The organism is Mycobacterium sp. 050272 (genome assembly GCF_039023525.1).
Classification (GTDB): Bacteria; Actinomycetota; Actinomycetes; order Mycobacteriales; family Mycobacteriaceae; genus Mycobacterium.
Window position 1 is genome coordinate 1 of sequence record NZ_JBCHKV010000065.1, and the last position, 768, is coordinate 768.

1 protein-coding gene is annotated in these 768 nt (G+C 64.1%); it reads left to right on the forward strand.

The window, feature by feature from the left end; genetic code table 11:
- A partial coding sequence (locus AAHS21_RS31985; protein WP_342931264.1) for an IS3 family transposase occupies window positions 1-736 on the forward strand: 736 nt, incomplete at its 5' end.
- Between the last annotated feature and the right edge of the window lie 32 nt (window positions 737-768).

Here is a 768-nt window from a genome sequence, read left to right on the forward strand (position 1 = left end):
CTACCGAGCCAACGCGTTGTTCGACGCCCATCGCGACGACCCGGAGTTCGGCTACCGCTACCTGGTCGAGGAAGCGCGTGAGGCCGGTGAACCGATGGCCGAGCGCACCGGGTGGCGGATCTGCTCAGAGCATCGCCTGTGGAGTGCGTTCGGTAAGAAACGTGGCAGGAACGGCAAAGTGGGTCCGCCGGTGCACGACGACCTCGTCGAGCGCAACTTCACCGCCGAAGGGCCAAATCAGTTGTGGCTGGGCGACATCACCGAGCATCCGACACGTGAAGGCAAGCTGTACCTCTGCGCGATCAAGGACGAGTTCTCCAACCGCATCGTCGGGTACTGCATGGACTCGCGGATGAAGTCGCGGCTGGCGACTACCGCGCTGAGCAACGCGGTAGCACGCCGCGGCGAAGTGGCTGGCTGCATTCTGCACACCGATCGCGGATCTCAGTTCAGGTCAAGGAGTTTCGTGCACGCTCTGGGCCGCTACGAGATGGTCGGCTCGATGGGCCGTGTCGGTGCGGCCGGCGACAACGCGGCCATGGAGAGCTTCTTCAGCCTGCTGCAGAAGAACGTACTGGACCGCCGCCGGTGGGACACCCGAGAGGAACTGCGGATCGCGATCGTCACCTGGATCGAACGGACTTACCACCGCCGCCGACGCCAGACCGCTCTCGGGCGGTTGACCCCGATCGAATACGAAGCAATCATGACCACACCGGCCAGTCAGGCCGCGTGACCGAAACTGTCACCTGATCGTGCAGCAGACCC